Genomic DNA, 16510 nt, shown 5'->3' with positions numbered 1-16510 from the left:
GGAGAGTGCGGTCGTGCGGGTTGTGGCGGGCACATTTCGCGGACGGTTGCTCGCCGCCCCGCCGGGTGACACCACCCGGCCGATTACCGACCGGGCCAAGGAGACGTTGTTCAATATTCTCGGTCACCGCTTCGGCACCCCCGGAACTCTGCCGGATGTCGCCGTGCTCGATCTATTCAGTGGACCCGGTTCGCTGGGTATCGAGGCCCTTTCACGGGGTGCGGCCACTTGCACATTTGTGGAGCGCGACCGGCGGGCGGTGTCGGCGCTACGTGAGAACATTAACAAGCTGGGGCTTCAGGACCGGGCCTTCGTCCGGACCGATAACGCGTGGACACTGCGGTTGATTCGTGTGGAGCCGGGTTATGGTCTGATGTTCGTCGATCCACCCTACCGGGACGCGACCGAACCCGCGCGCGTGTCTGACCTGCTGGAGCGACTTTCATTGGGCCTGGCAGCCGATGGGCTGATCGTATTCCGACAGGAGACGACGGCGACGCCACCCTCCGGTGCCGACCTGCACCTGCTACGAATTGCGGACGAACGGGAAATCGGGCGGATGCGGCTGCTGTTCCTGGTGCGCGGCCAACCGGACTGACCGGAGCGCTGCAATCGGGTACGAGCTCAGTGTTGACGAAGGAGTACCACAGAATGAATCCAACCCGCCTCACCGCAGTATGGCCGAGCCGTTCTGCGGTTGGATTCGTGCAGCGAGCTGTAGGGGTGTGCATGGTTGCGAGCGCAACCCTGTTAGCCGGCTGTGAGCAGCGCGGGGCCGCGCCGGGGGGTGCGGCCGGGAGTTCCGATGACGAGGCGCCGACGGCGCGTCGCATCGTGGATTTCGATTATGAGGCGGACTGGCGCTGTCTTACCTGCGACCACCGGGTTGCCGCCCCGGGCGGGACAGGCCCGCGCTCCTGCCCCAACTGCAAAGCCCGCACGCTCTGGGTTTCGCTCGATTTCGACACGGAATCGGGTGCGACCGTGCCGGTGGCCTACCAGTACAACGAAGAGGGCGATCATACCCATCTGCGGATCGGTGCTGGTCCGTGGCAGCCGGCGTACGACGCCTCCGGAAATGTCACGCCGTTGGTCTGCCCGCGCACGGGGGAACGGCTCTTTATTCGCGGGCCACGCCGCACCGCATTCTCGTTTCGGGTAACGTGGATCTGTTCGGAGTGCGAACACCAGGAGCGCGCCGCCGCTGCTGTAGGACCGCGGAAATGTCCGGAGTGCGCCGCGGATTCGTTTTGGGCGACGGTGCGGTTCCAATGTCGGACACACGGCCCGATCCAGGTGCGCTACCAGTACACGGCCGACGGCCAGATCGATCGGGTGGCGCTGCCCGGCGGTGACTGGGTCCAGGATTTCGACCGTACCACCGGCCAGTCGAATCTGCGCTGTCCCGAATGCGGCGAAACGTTGGCTCCGCGGGACCGGGTTGAAATCGCCGACGAACCCTGAGGATTGCGAGCGCTCCGCAGTCGGCGCGCATCCGCTCTCAACCGGCGGAGGAGTTGGTATGGCAAGTCTACGCTGCGCGGCCGCAGCCCTTTCAGAGCGTCTCGTGGCGTTCCGCCGGCACCTGCACGCCCATCCCGAACTCAGCGGCCAGGAGGAAGAAACAGCGCGGTTCGTAGCCGATCGCCTGCGCGCGCTTGGACTTGAACCACAGGAACGACTCGGTGGGACGTACGGCGTCTCCGCAACGTTACCGGCCGGCAGTGGTCCGGTGGTGGCGTTGCGGGCCGATATGGATGCCCTGCCAATCGAGGAAGAGAGCGACATTCCATACCGTTCCCAACGCCCGGGTGTGATGCACGCATGTGGACACGATGCCCACACCGCAATGCTGCTCGGTGCAGCGGAGCTGCTGGTGGAGCGGCGCGCGGAACTGTTGCGACCAGTGCGGTTCATCTTTCAGCCAAGCGAGGAATCGCCTCCTGGGGGGGCGCAGCCAATGATCGCCGCAGGGGTGCTCGAAGGTGTCGCCCGGGCCTATGGTGTGCACATCTGGTCAGAGATGCCCTGCGGTACCCTCGGAACCCGGCCGGGACCGTTCATGTCGGGTGTTACGAACCTGCGCGTCATCTTCAATGGGCGCGGTGGCCATGCGGCGATGCCGCAGCAGTGCATCGACCCGATCGTCGTGCTGGCCGAGTTCATCCTCGCGGCCCAGACCGTCGTGAGTCGCTCGTTGGCGATGACGGACAGCGCTGTGGTCACGATTACGCGCGTGCAGGCCGGTTCCACACACAATGTCATCCCGTCGCGCGCCGAGGCCGTGGGGACGCTTCGTGCGTTGTCCGAGGAGGTTGCGGCAACGGTCACGCACCGGCTGCGTGAGCTTGCGGAAGGCATTGCCCGTGCGCATGGCGCGACCGTCGAAATCGTGTTTCAACCGGGGTATCCGCCGCTGGTGAACGATGGCGGCGCGGTGACCACCGCGCTTGACCTGGCCCGCGAACTCGGCTGGACCGAAGAGCAGATCATGCTGCTCGCGCCTCAAGGCGGGGCGGAGGACTTCGCGTACTACGCCGCGCAGGTGCCGTCTGCGTTTCTGTTCCTCGGGGCGCGGAACGAAGCACTGGACTGCCGCTATCCCCATCATCACCCGCGATTTAACGTCGATGAGGCCGCGCTCCCGCTGGGGGTGGCGCTGCTGGCTCGCCTGGGCATGGCCGGTTAGCCCAGTACACGGCCCATGGGAGGTGCCTCATGGACACCATGATCGACCCGCTCCGCGCTCGGTTTGAGGGGTGTCTGCTTGGGCTCGCCGTGGGCGACGCGCTGGGTTGGCCGACGGAGTTTCTGTCGGTTGCAGAGATCAGGGCGCGATACGGCCCCGCCGGAGTTACCGACCTGGTCCCCGCGGAGCGCCACCCCGCCGGTACGTATTCCGATGACACCCAGATGTCGATCGCAGTGGCCGAGGCCCTGCTCGAAGCTGGCGGCGGACCGCTCGATCAACTGATGGTAGCCATGGCCGCCCGTTTCGTGGCCTGGCATCGCGCGCCGGACAACGACCGTGCTCCGGGGCAGTCCTGCTCGGCCGGTTGCGAACGGTTGGCCCGTGGCGTGCCGTGGCGGGAAGCCGGGGTCCCGGACTCGAAGGGTTGTGGCACCGCGATGCGCAGTGCGCCCATCGGTTTGTATTTCCGCGCGGACGAGGCGCGACTCATCGAGGTAGCACGCGCCAGTGCGCTGCCCACCCACGGCCACCCAACCGCGTGTGCCGCGGCTGTCGCGACCGCTTTACTCGTCGCCTGGGCGGTGCGTGGCGATGATCCGGGCGAGTACCCTGCACGGCTGGTAGCAATCATGCGGACACTGCCGGAGGGCGAGGAATTGGCCGCATGGGTCGCCCGCGTGCCGGAGCGGTTGGCGCGCGCGCCGGACGAGGTACTCATCCACGGGGAACTCGGCGAAGCTTGGGTGGGTGAGGAGGCCGTCGCGAGTGCATTGTATTGCGTCTGCCGTACGCCGTACGACTTCAAGGCCACTGTCCTTACGGCTGTGAACACGAACGGTGATTCTGACACGATCGGCTGTATCAGCGGAGCGATCAGCGGCGCACGGAATGGAGTAGCGGCGATTCCACCCGCGTGGCGTGAAATGGTGGAAAACTCGGCGGGCTTGCGTGAACTGGCCGGACGCCTCTATGCGGCCGCCGAACGCGAAAGGAGGTAAGCGGTGTAGGCCACGTAGGCCCCGAGAAACGCCGCGCCTTCCCAGCGATCGACGCGCCGGCCCGTAAAGAAGATTGGCAGGCACGCGGCGGCCACCAGCAGCATGACGGGTAGATCGAAGCGCAATGCGGCCGGACTCACGTGAACTCCGCCATCCCCGACCGCCGCCGCGGCCCCAAGCACGGCCAGGATATTGAAGATGTTACTGCCGACGACGTTGCCCACCGCGATGTCACGTTCGCCGCGCACGGCCGCGACCACCGACGTCGCCACTTCGGGTAGTGACGTGCCCGCGGCCACGATGGTAAGGCCGATGACCCACTCGCTGACACCCAGCGCACTTGCGATCTCGACTGCGCCTGCGACGAGCCAGCGCGCACCGATGACCAACAGGGCGAGTCCCAGGACCACCAGTCCGAGTGAACTGAGCAGGGCCCCATGTTTGTGCGTGGGCTCGCCGGCGGTCGCGGCTTCCCCGGAATGGAGCGTTGTACCCGCGGCGCGGCGGCCCGCCTGGATCGACCAGCCCGTGTAACCCGCGATGCCGGCAAGCAGGATCAGGCCGTCGGTGCGACTGATTCGGCCGTCGAGTCCCATGAGGAGTGGCAAGGCGGATACTCCGAGCATGATCCACAGGTCGGCGCGGAGCAACTGCGCATGCACGATCAGGGGGGTGATGCACGCCGATACCCCCAGGATCAGCAGCACGTTGAAGATGTTGCTACCGACCACGTTTCCGAGCGCCAGATCGGCTTGGTTGGCGAGACTGGCGCCGACGCTAACGGCCAGCTCCGGGGCACTGGTACCGAACGCGACGACGGTCAGCCCGATGACAAGAGACGACATGCCCGCCGCGGCGGCCAGACGGGCGGCACCTCGCACCAGGGCTTCCGCACCGGCCACCAGCAGCACCAACCCCAAAAGGAAGAGGCCGAGCGTCAACCACACGGCACGAACTCCGACGGATCACTAGCGCCGCATCCCGGGTTACGGGCGGGCACGCGGCGTGCATCCGACAGACTATCCCCGCCGGGCAGAGTTCGCGCGTACAAAAGGTGACGATTCTTCTACCCGGGACGGCTGCCGCAGCACGGACCGCAGTCATGCTATACTATTCAGCAAGAGCATTGCATATGGACCTCCTCACGAAACGTTCGTTCACCGCTTTGCTGGCGCTGGTCGCGGCGTGGCCGTGGGCTGCGCCGCAACTGCTGCGGCCGCAAGTGAGTGGACAGGACGCGCAGACCGAAGTTGCTGCGCTTTGCCTTTCCGACGCACCAGCGTTCTACCTGGCGACCTTGCCCGGCGATCGTAAGCCCCTCTCGCGCACCGACCGGATCGACAGCTTTAGCGCGTCTGGGTTTGAGCACTTCGCGACACCGAGCGCTCCCATGTGGCACTCAGGTGCCGCCACCCTCCCTCGGCTGCACCCATGGCTTGGCGCCAGTTGTGCCCAGCTCTGCAGGTTCCTCATCTAGACGTCGACACGCGACGCACAAAATCCCATCAACAACCTGCGTGTCTGCACGGCTTGGCAGCGTTGCGCTGCGCCGGAATCGAACCTGCGGCCCCGCCTCATGGCGGCGCGGCCCCCCATAGGATCAAATCTCCCATGCATAGCAAGCCCGCGACGGCCAGCGAAGCGCTGGCACGGATGGAATCCCTCCTCGATCAGGGCAAGCCGCAAGACGCGGCCCGCCACTTCAAGAACTGCGGACTGGACTCGCCCGAGCTCCGCAACGCATACGGCGTCGCCCTGATGCGCAGCGGCGAGACCGCGCGCGCGCTCGAGCACTACATCAGTTTGTGTGTCGGGGAAAGCGGCTACTGCCTGAAGCCGAATCTACCGGCAACGTTCAAGGCCAACTACGCCACCGCGCTTCTGCTCGCACGAAATGTTGCCGGGTGTCGGGCGCTGCTTCGTGAGATGGGTGCTCCCTGCAGTCCGTACGTGCAGAAGTTGCAGCGTGCGATCGAGCGCTGGCGACGATCCCTGCACTGGTGGCACCGCCTGAGTCTGGACTGGTACGGCGCGCACCCCGACGCACCGATACCGCTGGATTTCGAGCCGGGTGAAGTCCCTCCCGCGCGGATCATGCGGGAAGATTCCGCACCGAGCAGGTTGAACGGACTCGTCCCTGTACGATAACGGCGACGATCCTCCCCGGTTACAGGTCACCCCGACCCTTCTTCGGCCCCCGAAAGGGGGGCCGCACAGGCGTTCACCCCTCCCGCGCGCCCGACGACCTGGCGCGGTAGAATGATCCAGCACGGCCCGTCAGCGGAGCCGGGTCCGATCAAACGGGAATGGTCGGGTGCACACCATTCGAAGTCTGGGCCGGTGCGGCCCCCAACGGGAGGTTACGCATGCACGTCAGAGCCATCGTCTTTGCAGTGCTTGGGGCTCTCGTCGGCGCCCTCGCTTGGGCGCTTGTGGCTTTTTATGCCAGCGTGGAAATCGGTTACCTCGCATGGGGCATCGGTGGATTGGTCGGCGTCGCGGCCGCGTGGGCCGGAGGTCGCGGTGTGCCGCTGGGCATCACCTGTGCAGTCCTCGCGCTCGCCTCGATCTTCATGGGCAAACTCGTCGCGATGCAGTGGTCCGTGGAGCACGCGATTGACGAACAAACCCGCGAAGTCTGCACAACGGAGCTACTTGAAGAACTCCGTGAGGACGCTGCGGCCTTCATCGCGCTTTCCTCCGAAGCCGATTACCCGCAATTCATGATCAACCGTGGCTTCACCGATGCCGACGAACCGGCGGACATTCCCACGCAAGACCTTGAGGAGTTCCATGAACACCGCGTCGCGCAACTGCGCTGGATCCACGAGCACCAACCCACCCTCGCGCAATGGATCGAGCACGAGTCCCGCGAGCACCGCCGCGAGCTGCTTTCGGCCCACTCCCTGGTCTTCATGGTGCGAGAAGATTTGAATCCGATCGACCTGCTCTTCGCGTTCCTCGGTGTGGCGACCGCTTTTGGCATCGCCCGGCGCGGCCTGAACCCCGCTGCCGCGGAACCGCCTCCCGTGAATGTCTGATCGCCCAGCGACAAGATTTCGTAGGTGTGTGAGCTTCGGGCGGATGACCCCGTGAAGGTGCGGGTGCATCTGCGAACGCCCCGGCGACCGGTGAAGGCACGCCCCCAACGGGATTCGAACCCGTGTCGCCGGCTTGAAAAGCCGGTGTCCTAGGCCTCTAGACGATGGGGGCGGTAGCGCTTTGGCGTGCCAAAGTCGCGGAATCGTAGGGGTACGGTCGGGGGAAGTCAATCGTGCCGACCGGACCCGCTCGCGAGCCCGGCCGGCCGCGCGTTACGATGCCAGTAAGAGCTGCGCCCGGTGGCGTGGCCGGAGTTCGTGGGTCCGTCTGGGAGTGTCGGCGATGCGGGCGGAGATTGCGGCGCTGTTCCCCGAACTGGAGCAGATCGGCGAGGTTGCCCTGCGGACGAAGGTACTGGCAGTCTGGGAGGACGCGATTCGATCGGGCGGCTGGACAATCGCCGAGCTGAAGACGATTCCGTTTACGCTGCTGGCCGGTGAAATCGACATCCGCTTCGTGGAGCACGTGCGGACGTGCGCCCGCATGTCGCTGGCAATCTACGAGGTGCTCAAGGACGCTTACGGGGAGCGGGTACCCCTGCAGCGTGACCACCTGCTGGCCGGGGCGCTGCTGGCGGATGTCGGCAAGCCGATCGAGTACATCCGCGGTGTGAACGGGCAGCCGGCCAAAGGGCCGCGGGGTGACCTGCTGCGACACCCGTTCAGCGGGGTGGGACTGTGCTGGAAGCACGGGCTGCCGGACGAAGTGATGCATATTGTGGCGACGCACAGCAAGGAGGGCGAGCACGTGCAGCGGACGCTCGAGAGCATCATCTTCCACCACGCGGACTTCGTGGACTTCGACATCGCCTGCGCATTGGGTCGGCGTGCCCGGAAGTAGCCGCCACTCGGCGGGACGGCCGGTACCGGCAGGCCGTCAGGATGCAGGCGCTGCACCGCGCGTGTACACATGCACGTCGCGCTGCGGGAACGGGATCGAAATACCCGCGGCGTCGAAACGCTGTTTCACGGACCGCGTCACATCCCAGTAGACCGTCCAGTAGTCTGACGTTCGCGCCCATGGGCGACAAACGAAATTCACCGAAGACTCGCCGAGTTCATGGAGCTTCACGACGGGTGCAGGGTCCTTCAGGACCAGCGGGTGGGTTGCCACGATTCCCTCGAGGACGGTCGTGGCCTTGTCGATGTCGTCGGAATAGCTGATGCTGAAGACCAGATCGACGCGCCGCGTGGGTAGACCGGTCACGTTTGTGATGACATCGTTCCAGATGGCGTTGTTCGCGACGATCACCCGCTGGTTGTCGGCTGTCTTGATGTACGTCGAAAGCAGCGTCATGGATTCTACCGTACCGAAGACGCCACCCGCCTTGACGACATCTCCGAGTTCGAACGGCCGGTAGGCCAGGATCAACAGACCGCTGGCGAAGTTGCTCAACGTGCCCTGCAGGGCGAAGCCGATCACGAAGGCCGCGCCACCGATGATCGCGAGCACGGGTGTGATTTTCACTTCCAGCATCGTCAGGGCGACAAGCAGTCCCGCGAGCAGCACCACGCGCCGCACAAGGTTGACTGAGAACGTGCGCAGTAGATCGGAGATGTTTTTACCGAAGGCGAAGGCGCGGTGTGTGGCACGGCTGGCGATACCCGCCAGTATCCAGAAAACAATTAAAGTGACGAAGAACCAGAGGATGTTGAACGCCCACCGGATACCCCCCTGTGGGGATCGCAGCCACCCGACGATGGCAGTCCAGGTGGCGGTGGTGTCGGTCAGATCGACGGTAATGCCGGAGACGGCCGCGGCATATTTTTCATAGTCGGCCGTATCACCCCCCTTGAGCTCGAATTCAGCGAGGACGGCCTTGAGCCGGTCCAGCAGGCCCACGCGCTGCTCGCGCAACTTGGTGATTTCGTCGAGGAGATTGCGGCGCTCCTCGGCACGTGTTTCGGCTGCCGGTTGCGTCTCCGCGGTCGGCAATGTACCGATCGCGGTCTCGTCCGTGGATGCCGGTTGAGTATCGGCCGGCCGGTCACGCGTGGCGCGGGCTTCGCGATTGGCCTGCCGCAGGGCGATCTCCGCCACGCTGATCTCCGCCACCTTGGCCTTCAGGAGGTCGCGCCAGGCATCGGCCTCCACGGCCAACTCGGCTTTCGTCAGGGGCTTGAGCAGGAGTCGCAGATCCTCGATCGGAATGGCCGGATCGGCATTCGTCTGTGGAGCCGGGCTGTCACCGAGTGTGCTCGTGACACAGAGCACCGCGATCAGGAGTGTGACGACGGGAGCAGATCGAAGCGTACGCATGGCGGAACACTCCCATGGGGGGTTGCGGTTATGAAGTGCGCGATGCAGTCGCGCGTATGGTAGACCGTACCCGTGCCTGGGCCAAGTATTGAAGTGGGGAGATGGGTGCGTACTGCCAGCGCTGCGCCGCTCCGCGTTCAGCATTCCCCACTGAGCCGTAAGGCGGTGCAACCCGGACCCAGACCGGCGTCGCTGCCCCTCGGGCTGAGCCAACCGACTACCCGTTCGGACCGCATGTCGCGCCCCGTGCGAGGTTGAGAATGTCGTGGTACCCTTCCGCCATTCGGCGGGGGCGGTGCCAACCCGGGCCCCGCCGCGGAGAACCCACATGGCGACGATCAGTGGTAAGCTGGCCCAATGGGCCACCGCGGTGCGCTTCGAGGACCTGACCCCTGAAGCCATTGCGGCCGCCAAGCGTTTTCTCATCGACACGCTCGCTTGCGCCCTGGGAGGCGCGCAAGTCCACGACTGCACGCTCTTCCTCGAACACTACCGCGCGCTGGAGCAGTCCGGCCCGTGTACGATCATCGGTCACGGCGACCGGATGAACGTCGTCGCGACCAGCATGCTCAATGCGTTGATGGTGCGCTCGCAGGACTACAACGACATTTACTGGCAGCAGGATCCTTCACACCCATCGGACCTGGCGAGCGCGCCACTCGCCATCGCGGAGTGGCACAAGCTGAGCGGTCGTGACCTGCTCGTCGGCCTCGTGCTCGGATGGGATGTCACGATGCGACTTTGTCACGTGGCCGTGCCGGGCATCCGCGAGCGGGGCTGGCACCACGCGACCCTGATGGCCTTCGCAACCCCGGTGGTGGCCGGCCGTATGCTCGGACTTACGGCGGAGCAAATGCAGCACGCGATTGGCATCGCGGCCTGCCACCGTTTCACCCTCGGCTGCGCCGTCGCCGGCAAGCTGACCATGATGAAAAACACGGTCAGCCCACTCAGTACGCGCGATGGGGTGGAGGCGGCGCTGCTTGCGCAGCGCGGCTACACCGGCCCTGAGGGCGTCTTCGAGGGCAAAGAGGGGATGTCGCACTGTCTCGGAGCGGCGTGGGACTGGAGCTGGATCACAGAGCGACTCGGGGATCGCTGGATGATCGGCGCTTGCGGCATGAAGAGCTTCCCGGTGGAAGCGCTGATGCACTCGCCGTTGTCCGCCACGTTGCACCTCATGGAAACGCATGACCTGCGGGCGGAGCAAGTCGCTGAAGTCCTCGTGGAGAGCATCGCCCGGGCGGCGGACATTCTCTCCGATCCGGCCAAGTACGATCCGCAGTCCAAGGAATCGGCGGACCACAGTCTGCCGTACTGCCTGGCCGCGGCGCTCGCCGAGCGGCGTGTGACGCCGCGGGAGTTCCGCGAGGAAAAGCTTTGGGATGCAAGGTTGCGGGCGCAGATGAAAAAGGTCCGGGTCGTGGCGAATGCTGATTTTGAACGGGCGTTCCCGGCGAAGCAGTGTGCGCGGGTCACGATCACGACTGTGGACGGCCGTAAGCTCACGCACCAGCTCGATGTGCCGAAGGGGGATCCGCGTGACCCGATGACGGATCGTGAGTTGGTGGACAAGTTCGATGCGCTGGCGGAACCACTGCTGAGCGCGGATCGGAGAAAGCGCCTGCGGGCGACCGTCTACGAACTGGAGTCCTTGTCCACCGTGGGCGAGCTGCTCGCGCTCACGGTGCGAGACCGGTAGGCACACTTCACTGCGAACATCACGCTGGCAGGTTTTCAAGTACGGTGGATGGCGTGAAGAACTGACGGTGTAGCAAGTTCGAAACGTGGTGTCGGCGCGTTACAGTGATCTTTCCGACGATACCGATAGCCGTATCTTGGAGGATCGTGGAGCCGGACGAGGCGCACCGGCTGTTTCGAGTGCTGCGGAGCCAGCCGCAGTCGGGCGTAGAGCGGTTCCGAACGGAGACTCCCGCAGGAGATGCCTGATGCGCCGCCTTCGAAGCATGCTCGTGCCACTTCTCATGGTTGCACTTCCGCTGGTGCTGGTTGCCGGCTGCCCGGGCGATTGGACGGGGCTGGAAACCGGGAACCCGTCGCCGGGCACTGTTCGTGCGTTAACCCTGGTGCATGCCGGGGTCGACTTCTCACTGGGGCTCACCGGGACACCGACCGCGGATATCGAGAACAGTGATGGTGAAACCATCGGTTGGCCGCCGTTGCCCAACAACTGGCGCATGACCGACACGGAGGTGTGGTTCCGTCCGGCCGCAAACACGGCCGAGGACAGCTTCAGCAAGGACATGGGCGCAGTTGCGCTTCGTTCAGTCACTACGGTGCCTGACACCTGGGATGGCGGGGTGGGCCTCGAATTGGCGGCGCTGCAAGTGGGGCATGTTTATGTGGTGAAGTGCCGCGACGGCTACGCTAAATTCCTCGTCAAGGCCATTCGTGTAGAGTCGGCTTGGGAGGTTGATGTCGAGTACGTCTTCACATCGGGATTGACCTTCCCCGACTGAGTAGCGGGTAACCCGGTGCCATTTCGGTGATCTTCTCCCTGATGAGGGGAGGGCGGGGGAGGATCGCCTGCAAACGGATTCAGAACCTCCCCTCTCCTCCTCGCCCCTTGGGAGGAGACTGCACGCGGTGCGCATGCTCCATCCAGAACGCGTGCAGATCGGCCCCCCGGTGGCTCCGAGACGCCCAGATCCCGGGCAGTGGTCTGCACATCGAGTTGGTGCCTTTCTCGTCCTTGAGAATCTGCTATCATGGCCGGCTTGACCGGATGCTTCGCTCCAGGCGGTCGGGGTGGACCGGCTGCCACGTTGAAACAAACCAGTGTGCGTCCGCGCGTCACCGAAACTTAGGAATCATGGCTGTAACTTTTGATGACCCTGCCGCGGCACTGGCCGAGCTTACGGCCCGGATCCACGCGATCCGGGACTCTCTTTGACCTGCCAAGCAAGATCGCGCGGCTGGCGCACCTGACCAGCCGCATGGAGCAGCCCGGCTTCTGGGATCACCAGGAGTCGGCGCAACAAGTTGTCTTCGAGATGAAAGGTGTGCGCGCCCAGGTGGAACCCGTGCGCGAACTGCTCCGCCGGGCAGACGATGCGGCCATCCTGATCGAACTGGCCGACGAACAGGGTGACGCGCAAGGTGCGGCCGAGGTGCAGCAGGAACTGGCCCAGATCGCGCAGCGAACGGACCAGGTCGAGTTGCTGACGTTGCTTGCCGGCGAGAACGATGCGCGCAATTGCTACTTCAGCATCCAGGCGGGGGCTGGTGGTGTGGACTCCTGCGACTTCGCGGAGATGCTGCTGCGCATGTACCTGATGTACTTCGAGTCCGTGGGGTTCAAAGCCAGTGAAGTTGACCGGCGCGATGGCGACGAGGCGGGGGTCCAGTCCGTAACGCTGTTCATCGAGGGGGCGTATGCGTACGGCTATCTCTCCTGCGAGATGGGTGTGCATCGCCTCGTGCGGATTAGTCCCTACAACGCGCAGGGCAAGCGGCAGACATCGTTTGTCGGGGTGGACTGCCTGCCGGAAATCGAGGACGCCAAAGTCGAGCTGTCGGAAGGCGACGTCGAGATCGAGTTTTTCCGGCGTGCCTCCGGCGCCGGCGGGCAGAACGTGAACAAGGTCGCAACGGCGGTGCGTGTGCGTCACAAGGCCACGGGCATGATGGTGGAATGCGTGAGCGAGCGCAGCCAGGCGTCGAACAAGCGCCGCGCGCTGAGTATCATGCAGTCGAAGCTCGAGCAGATGGAGAAGGCCAAGCAGGATGCTGAACTGGCGGCAATCTACAGTGAAAAGGGCGATATTGCGTGGGGCAATCAGATCCGCAGCTATGTCGTGCATGGGTCCACGATCCATGTGAAGGATCACCGCACGAACATCGCGATCGGGGATGTGCAGCGCGTTCTCGACGGCGATTTACAACCCTTTATCGACGCACGGCTGCGGCAGCGACTGCGGCGCGGAGAGAAATCGTGACGCCGCTGGCCGGCGCGCACCGTACCGGGCGGTACACGGCCCCATGATGATCGTGGCGCACGGTATCGATCTGGTCCACCTGCCGCGGCTGGAGCGCGTGTGGACGGTGCATGGCGAGCGTTTCCTCGCGCGGGTGTTCACCCCGGTCGAACGGACCTACTGCCTTGCGCGACACCGCGCGGCCGTGCATCTGGCGGGACGTTTCGCGGTCAAAGAGGCCGTCATGAAGGTGCTCGGAACCGGCTGGAGCCGGGGTCTGCAATGGACTGACATCGAGACGGTGGCGGGGGAGTCCGGGCGGCCGGAGGTGCGCCTGCTGGGGCGGGCGGCCGAACTGGCGGCCGAACGGGGGATCACCCAGGTGCTTGTCTCGATTACCCACGCGGGGGAGTATGCGCAGGCCTCAGCGCTGGGGTTGGGTAGCGGGCACTGAGGGTAGCACGCCCCACTCGGCTGGTGGCCCAGCCGGAGCAGTCGTAGCGGGTGGTTTCACCCAGGCTGCCCACTTCGCCTGTGCGGCTCCCCGTTCGTCCGTTGGCAGACTCGAAGCGAATGGCGGCGCGAGCCCCGTAATGCGTTGCAGCGCTACAGCGGCCCGCTCCGCTACAGTGGTGGGCGGCAAGCCGGTCGCCGGCAGTGTCGTCGGCATGACCGTCCAACCCTGCAGGGCGAGTGGGCCTAACAACTTCTGTACGGCTTCGTCCGCGGCGGACCAGGAAGTGACGGCAGCGTGATCCTCAAGCAGGGCCACCAGCGCCGGAACCGCCTCCGGTCTGCCGATGCCACCGAGCGCATCCGCAGCCGCTGCCCGGGCCTCCGCGGTGGGCAGTTCGGTACACACGCGCGCAAGCAGTTCTACAGCGGCGGGCGTGCCGAGTCGCTCGAGCGTGAGCGCGGCGGCCCGTACCGTGTCGGCGTCACTGGCGCGCAACAGCGTTGCCAGCGCAGGGACGACGTCATCGTGCTGGTGGGCAGCGAGTGCGACCGCAGCCAGGCGCCGGAGCGCCGGGTCGGGATCGGAGAGCAGGGGTAGCAGGTCCGCGCGGCTGCGCGCGTCACGTAAGGCCTGCAGGATCAGGATGCCATACGAGCGCAGTTCAGTATCCTCTTGCGCGAGCAGTCGGCGCGCTGCGCCGCGCGCTGCCGATCCCAGGTTGCACAGCGCGGTGAGGTAGGCGGCGCGCATGTCGAGCTCGTGCGTGGAAGAAAGGCGCAGGGCCCAGTAATGCGCTCGGATTTCCTGGCGCCAGAAGAGTGCGAGGGCGCAGGTGGCGATGGTCACCGCGATGACCAGCCGGCCCCAGATGTGGCGTGCGCGCTTTTGCTGTGGAGTATCAAGTGCCATGTTGACCACATGTTAGCGGGCCTTGTCCCCACCGGGCAGGGTGTGTCCGGCAACCGCTACGCGAGCTAAGCAGGTCACCAGCAAGCGGTTGGGTGCGCGGCCCCGCGCTGGGGAGTCGGGCGTGGAGGCGATCGCGCGCAGAAGCTGCGCGTCTCATAAGTGCGAGCGCGAAAAAAGCTGTCTGTGCAGGGGTTTTTTGCCGTGCTCAAGTCGCTATCATCGAATTGTTCGCAGGAGTGGAAGGTTGCGAAAGAGGCCACTCATCTTGGGGACCAGATGAGCCGTCACCCGTTTGATCTATTGATGGAACTGGAAAGCTCGCAGATCCGGCTGGACTGTGCGGCACTCCATCTCGCACGTGACGAATATCCGGGTTTGAACATCAGTCGTTACCTGCGCCTGCTTGATGAACTCGCGGAAGCCGTGGCCGCGCAGCGTGCCGGCGCTGCGGCCAACCTGCGCTATCTCGCGATGCGCGCCGTGCTGCTCGACGAGTTTGCGTTCGATGGGAACCGTAACGATTACTATGACCCGGAGAACAGCTACCTCAATCGAGTACTCGACACGCGGCGCGGAATCCCGATCTCGTTGGCGATGGTCTGGATCGAAGTGGGTCGGCGCCTGAAGTGGCCGGTGCACGGGGTACCGCTGCCGGGTCATTTCCTGGTACGGATCGACGATGCGGAGCGCTTTGTGCTGGTCGATCCGTTTCATGAGGCGCGCTCACTCGATTTGAGTGACTGCCGGCAACTCCTGCGGGGTGTGTCCGGAGGGAGCGTGTCGCTTTCGGCGCGCCACCTCAAGCCAGCCGACACGCGGATGGTGCTGCGCAGGATGCTGGAGAACCTGCGCCGCATCTTCATGGCACAGAATGACCTGCCGCGGCTGGCCGGTGTACTGCGGCGACTGGTGGCTGTCGAGCCGCGCGAGGTGCGGTATCTCCAGGACCTCGCGACCGTGCACTACCGGCTCGGGGATGTCCGTAGTGCATGTGCCCACCTGCAACTGCTGCTGGAGCGTGAACCGGATGGGCAGGACAGTTCCCTGGCTCGCACAAACCTCCGGCAGCTCCGGGCTGCTCTGCTTGCCCTGAACTGAGCCCAGTGGTGGGGGAGCCAAGGCGGGGAGGCAGACGGGGCTGTTTCAGAATGTGAAAAAGCGGGAGGGGTTCCGGGAACTTTTGTCCGGGCACGTCGGTCCAAGGGGCAGAGGAACACGGGTGAAGACCCCGATGGGTAGGATTGCCCCGTGTCCGATGGCACTATAATGGCCCATGGGCGGTGGCCAGTTACCGCCGCTGGCAACGCCAACAGGAGGCACGGCCATGAAAACCTATCTTTGCATCGGAGCGCTGGTGTTGCTCACGGGTGCGACTGCTTTCGCGCAGCCCGCCCGACGCGCTCCCGGGACATTGGCGCTGCTGAACCAGCGTGTGCCGGAAGTCAGCATGACCGAAACGCCGCTCGAGCAGGTCATGGATTGGCTGACTGACTTCACGCAGTTGAACATCATCGTGCGGTGGCAGAATCTCACCGATGCCGGAATCGAGCGTGATGCACCCATCAGCATGCAGGCGCGCAACCTGCGGCTGTCGCAGGTTCTGTGGCTGATCATGAACGAAGCCGGCGGCTCGGAAGTGAAGCTCGCATACCGGGCCAGCGGACGGTTGCTGATCTTCTCCACGGAGGAGGATCTCAACCGCGAGATGGTGACGAAGATCTATGACGTCTCGGACCTCCTGCTGGTCTTGCCGCGCGCCCGGCAGGATCAGGGGTTCGACGTTACGCAGGGTCTTGGCCAGGGCGGTGGCGGCGGTGGCGGCGGTGGGATGTTCGGTCAGGGTAACCAACAGCAGGACCAGGGCCAGGATCAGGATTACGACGCCGATGGCATGGGGGGGCCGATGATGCGACAATTGGTTGACCTGATTCAGCAAACGGTCGAGCCCTACAGTTGGGTGGAGAACGGCGGCCTCGGAACGATTCACGCCTTCCAGCGACAGTTGATTGTTCGCAACACGCTGCTCGTGCATCAGCGGCTGGGTGGCTATGTGCGCGAGGAAGAAGTGGCCGGACCTTAAGCGTGCACCAGCTCGGCTGCTGAAATCGGCTTGCCTGCGGTCGTTCCGGGACGGCCGCAGGTGCTGACGTATACG

17 protein-coding genes and 1 tRNA gene are annotated in these 16510 nt (G+C 64.9%); 14 read left to right on the top strand and 4 right to left on the bottom strand.

All coding sequences use genetic code 11. The features are described 5' to 3' along the window. Positions 1–13: 13 nt before the first annotated feature. Genes rsmD through IPM18_00590 form a run of 4 tightly spaced genes read left to right on the top strand, consistent with a single transcriptional unit; the run spans position 14 to position 3690 of the window. Positions 14–598, top strand: a complete 585-nt coding sequence (rsmD, locus tag IPM18_00605) for a 16S rRNA (guanine(966)-N(2))-methyltransferase RsmD (protein ID MBK9118098.1) — start codon at positions 14–16, stop codon at positions 596–598. A 53-nt stretch (positions 599–651) separates the two neighbouring features. Next, positions 652–1464, top strand: coding sequence for a hypothetical protein (locus tag IPM18_00600; GenBank protein ID MBK9118097.1), 813 nt, complete (start codon positions 652–654; stop codon positions 1462–1464). A 58-nt stretch (positions 1465–1522) separates the two neighbouring features. After that, positions 1523–2689, top strand: coding sequence for an amidohydrolase (locus IPM18_00595; GenBank protein ID MBK9118096.1), 1167 nt, complete (start codon positions 1523–1525; stop codon positions 2687–2689). A gap of 29 nt (positions 2690–2718) precedes the next feature. Beyond that, entirely contained in the window at positions 2719–3690 is a 972-nt protein-coding gene (locus tag IPM18_00590; GenBank protein MBK9118095.1) for an ADP-ribosylglycohydrolase family protein, read from the top strand. Here the strand turns inward: IPM18_00590 and IPM18_00585 are convergent. Continuing rightward, positions 3660–4637: a calcium/sodium antiporter gene (locus IPM18_00585; protein MBK9118094.1), complete on the bottom strand. Its 978-nt coding sequence runs from the start codon at positions 4635–4637 to the stop codon at positions 3660–3662. The two genes, IPM18_00590 and IPM18_00585, sit on opposite strands and share 31 nt — an antisense overlap. 185 nt (positions 4638–4822) lie before the next feature. Here IPM18_00585 and IPM18_00580 point away from each other — a divergent pair, with 185 nt between their 5' ends. The 3 genes from IPM18_00580 to IPM18_00570 all read left to right on the top strand — a co-directional run bounded on the left by IPM18_00580 (position 4823) and on the right by IPM18_00570 (position 6731). Further along, a complete protein-coding gene (locus tag IPM18_00580; GenBank protein ID MBK9118093.1) occupies positions 4823–5167 on the top strand; it encodes a hypothetical protein in 345 nt (114 codons plus the stop codon). A gap of 134 nt (positions 5168–5301) precedes the next feature. Then, positions 5302–5838: a hypothetical protein gene (locus IPM18_00575; GenBank protein ID MBK9118092.1), complete on the top strand. Its 537-nt coding sequence runs from the start codon at positions 5302–5304 to the stop codon at positions 5836–5838. A gap of 218 nt (positions 5839–6056) precedes the next feature. Next, positions 6057–6731: a hypothetical protein gene (locus IPM18_00570; GenBank protein MBK9118091.1), complete on the top strand. Its 675-nt coding sequence runs from the start codon at positions 6057–6059 to the stop codon at positions 6729–6731. A 99-nt stretch (positions 6732–6830) separates the two neighbouring features. Here the strand turns inward: IPM18_00570 and IPM18_00565 are convergent. Beyond that, positions 6831–6903, bottom strand: a tRNA-Glu gene (locus IPM18_00565). Positions 6904–7074: 171 nt separating this feature from the next. On the opposite strand from IPM18_00565, the gene IPM18_00560 reads away from it, so the two are divergent. Continuing rightward, positions 7075–7632 carry a hypothetical protein gene (locus tag IPM18_00560; protein ID MBK9118090.1) on the top strand — a complete coding sequence of 186 codons (558 nt, stop codon included), beginning with the start codon at positions 7075–7077 and terminating at the stop codon, positions 7630–7632. Positions 7633–7668: 36 nt separating this feature from the next. Here IPM18_00560 and IPM18_00555 read toward each other — a convergent pair whose 3' ends face one another. Continuing rightward, a complete protein-coding gene (locus tag IPM18_00555; GenBank protein ID MBK9118089.1) occupies positions 7669–9051 on the bottom strand; it encodes a mechanosensitive ion channel in 1383 nt (460 codons plus the stop codon). 328 nt (positions 9052–9379) lie between these two features. On the opposite strand from IPM18_00555, the gene IPM18_00550 reads away from it, so the two are divergent. From IPM18_00550 to acpS, 4 genes are all read left to right on the top strand, one after another. Then, positions 9380–10753 carry an MmgE/PrpD family protein gene (locus IPM18_00550; GenBank protein MBK9118088.1) on the top strand — a complete coding sequence of 458 codons (1374 nt, stop codon included), beginning with the start codon at positions 9380–9382 and terminating at the stop codon, positions 10751–10753. 247 nt (positions 10754–11000) lie between these two features. Continuing rightward, positions 11001–11531: a hypothetical protein gene (locus tag IPM18_00545; protein ID MBK9118087.1), complete on the top strand. Its 531-nt coding sequence runs from the start codon at positions 11001–11003 to the stop codon at positions 11529–11531. 353 nt (positions 11532–11884) lie between these two features. Further along, a protein-coding gene (prfB, locus tag IPM18_00540; GenBank protein MBK9118086.1) for a peptide chain release factor 2 occupies positions 11885–13010 on the top strand; the annotation gives its coding sequence in 2 pieces (ribosomal slippage) (positions 11885–11962 and positions 11964–13010; 1125 coding nt in all). A gap of 46 nt (positions 13011–13056) precedes the next feature. Continuing rightward, positions 13057–13443, top strand: coding sequence for a holo-ACP synthase (gene acpS / locus IPM18_00535; GenBank protein ID MBK9118085.1), 387 nt, complete (start codon positions 13057–13059; stop codon positions 13441–13443). Here acpS and IPM18_00530 read toward each other — a convergent pair. Further along, on the bottom strand, positions 13414–14355 hold the full coding sequence (locus IPM18_00530; GenBank protein MBK9118084.1) for a HEAT repeat domain-containing protein: 942 nt from the start codon (positions 14353–14355) through the stop codon (positions 13414–13416). The two genes, acpS and IPM18_00530, sit on opposite strands and share 30 nt — an antisense overlap. A gap of 276 nt (positions 14356–14631) precedes the next feature. Between IPM18_00530 and IPM18_00525 the strand changes: the two genes are divergently transcribed. Both IPM18_00525 and IPM18_00520 read left to right on the top strand, forming a co-directional pair. Continuing rightward, a complete protein-coding gene (locus IPM18_00525) occupies positions 14632–15453 on the top strand; it encodes a transglutaminase family protein (GenBank protein ID MBK9118083.1) in 822 nt (273 codons plus the stop codon). A 226-nt stretch (positions 15454–15679) separates the two neighbouring features. Next, on the top strand, positions 15680–16435 hold the full coding sequence (locus IPM18_00520) for a hypothetical protein (protein ID MBK9118082.1): 756 nt from the start codon (positions 15680–15682) through the stop codon (positions 16433–16435). Positions 16436–16510 lie beyond the last annotated feature (75 nt).

The sequence above is a fragment of the Phycisphaerales bacterium genome, assembly GCA_016716475.1.
Classification (GTDB): Bacteria; Planctomycetota; Phycisphaerae; order UBA1845; family Fen-1342; genus JADJWG01.
The sequence above is the reverse complement of the archived record's forward strand: the minus strand, read 5'-3'. Positions and strand labels throughout refer to the sequence as shown.

Coding starts and splice junctions, on each gene's coding strand:
- IPM18_00580 (MBK9118093.1), top strand. CDS start 4,823: ATGGACCTCCTCACGAAACGTTCGTTCACCGCTTTGCTGGCGCTGGTC.
- IPM18_00520 (MBK9118082.1), top strand. CDS start 15,680: ATGAAAACCTATCTTTGCATCGGAGCGCTGGTGTTGCTCACGGGTGCG.
- IPM18_00555 (MBK9118089.1), bottom strand. CDS start 9,051: ATGCGTACGCTTCGATCTGCTCCCGTCGTCACACTCCTGATCGCGGTG.
- IPM18_00530 (MBK9118084.1), bottom strand. CDS start 14,355: ATGGCACTTGATACTCCACAGCAAAAGCGCGCACGCCACATCTGGGGC.
- IPM18_00590 (MBK9118095.1), top strand. CDS start 2,719: ATGGACACCATGATCGACCCGCTCCGCGCTCGGTTTGAGGGGTGTCTG.
- IPM18_00550 (MBK9118088.1), top strand. CDS start 9,380: ATGGCGACGATCAGTGGTAAGCTGGCCCAATGGGCCACCGCGGTGCGC.
- IPM18_00570 (MBK9118091.1), top strand. CDS start 6,057: ATGCACGTCAGAGCCATCGTCTTTGCAGTGCTTGGGGCTCTCGTCGGC.
- IPM18_00600 (MBK9118097.1), top strand. CDS start 652: ATGAATCCAACCCGCCTCACCGCAGTATGGCCGAGCCGTTCTGCGGTT.
- IPM18_00545 (MBK9118087.1), top strand. CDS start 11,001: ATGCGCCGCCTTCGAAGCATGCTCGTGCCACTTCTCATGGTTGCACTT.
- IPM18_00560 (MBK9118090.1), top strand. CDS start 7,075: ATGCGGGCGGAGATTGCGGCGCTGTTCCCCGAACTGGAGCAGATCGGC.
- IPM18_00525 (MBK9118083.1), top strand. CDS start 14,632: ATGAGCCGTCACCCGTTTGATCTATTGATGGAACTGGAAAGCTCGCAG.
- IPM18_00595 (MBK9118096.1), top strand. CDS start 1,523: ATGGCAAGTCTACGCTGCGCGGCCGCAGCCCTTTCAGAGCGTCTCGTG.
- acpS (MBK9118085.1), top strand. CDS start 13,057: ATGATCGTGGCGCACGGTATCGATCTGGTCCACCTGCCGCGGCTGGAG.
- IPM18_00575 (MBK9118092.1), top strand. CDS start 5,302: ATGCATAGCAAGCCCGCGACGGCCAGCGAAGCGCTGGCACGGATGGAA.